The following is a 1,606-nucleotide window of genomic DNA, read 5'->3' as shown; positions in this document are numbered from 1 at the left end:
AAATAATTAATTTATAATATTTGGAGGAAAAACAATGTTAATTGGCTATGTAGCTCCCACGGATCCTTTTAAGGATAAGAAAGAATGGTCTGGTACATATTATGGCCTTTGTGAAGCATTAAAAATGGGGGGGTATCAAGTAGAATGGATACCTTATAACAATAATATGATGACTAATAAATTTTTAGCCAAAGTATACAGGGTGTTTTATGGAAAAGGTTCTTTTATCCATTCACGGCTTATGAGCCGATATCATATTAATTCAATTGATAAGGATTTAAATAAATATGATTTGATTTTTGTTCCTGCACAAGTTGATATTGTTGCAGGACTGAAGACATCTACCCCAATTATTTATTATACTGATGGTACTATTCCATTGATGGTCGATTATTATTGGTTTGATTTTAGTAATAGAGCAATTAAGGAAGCTAAATTAATTGAGGAACGTGCATTAAAAAATGCATCACTTAATATTTTTTCTTCTGAATGGGCAGCTAATTCTGCAATAAAAGATTATGGAATTGATTCGAATCGGGTGGATGTTTTACCATTTGGAGCAAACATCGATGATTCATTGATTAATTATAAGGTTAAAGATTATAGTAAGAAGAAAAAACTAAATATATTATTTTCGGGTGTTGACTGGGTTAGAAAAGGTGGAAATATTGCAGTTGATACTGTAAAGAAATTAAATGAACGTGGAATTAATTCAACGTTATATGTGTGCGGAATTAGGAGTGAGGATTTTCCGACTGAACTAAATAATGTTGATTATGTAAAGAATATTGGATTTCTTAATAAGAATGAAGAATCCGATTTACAAAGATATTTAGATATATGGGAAAATACAGATATATTCATTTTACCAACAAGAGCAGAATGTTCTGCAATTGTCCTAAATGAAGCTAATGCATATGGTGTTCCTATTTTAACAACTGAGACGGGCGGGCTATCTAACTATGTGATTAACGGAATAAATGGTCAACGCTTATCATTACGTGCTAATGGAAAAGATTATGCTAATGTAATTGAGAATTGGATAAAAAACAAAAAATTAGAGGAATTAAGTTTAGGAGCAAGAAAACTTTATGAAACTAACAATAGTTGGAAAGCGTGGGGAGCAAAGTTTGCTTCGGTTATTAAGGATAAGATAAATGAATAAGGATATTTCAAAAACAGATAAATTCTTTATTGTTATAAGAGCTGGAATAAAAGCATTTCGAGGGGGGGTACGAACGCTATTCCTTAAAAAAAGTAGAGGTTTTCTCTTTGTAGGAAAGCATGTTTCTATTACTTATTCAAAGCATATTTGCTGTGGTAAGAATGTGAAATTTGAAAGCTTTTCGGAAATACAGGGACTTGCTTCTGAAGGATTAATCTTTGGTGATAATGTTACTATCGGAAAATATGTACAGATACGCCCTTCTAGTTATTATGGTGGTGACTACGGTAAAGGATTAAGCATGGGTAACAACTCTTCTATAGGGCCTAACGCATATGTTGGCTGTTCAGGAAAAATAACAATTGGTGATAATGTTATGATTGGTCCTAAATGTAGCTTATTTGCCGAAAATCATAACTTTTCTAGTAAAAAATTAACAAT

General features: G+C 31.7%; 2 protein-coding genes. Both read left to right on the top strand.

Annotation, left to right across the window (positions count from 1 at the left end):
- Positions 1-34 precede the first annotated feature (34 nt).
- Positions 35-1,165 (top strand): glycosyltransferase family 4 protein, encoded by a 1,131-nt coding sequence (locus tag KGF65_RS16570; RefSeq protein WP_216788261.1) that lies wholly within the window; start codon positions 35-37, stop codon positions 1,163-1,165.
- The coding region (locus KGF65_RS16565) for an acyltransferase (protein ID WP_216788260.1) at positions 1,158-1,606 on the top strand (449 nt) is incomplete at its 3' end. The genes KGF65_RS16570 and KGF65_RS16565, both read left to right, overlap by 8 nt.

Source organism: Lactiplantibacillus sp. 30.2.29 (assembly GCF_018991255.1).
Classification (GTDB): Bacteria; Bacillota; Bacilli; order Lactobacillales; family Lactobacillaceae; genus Lactiplantibacillus; species Lactiplantibacillus pentosus.
This window is presented reverse-complemented; position numbering and strand designations above follow the sequence as displayed.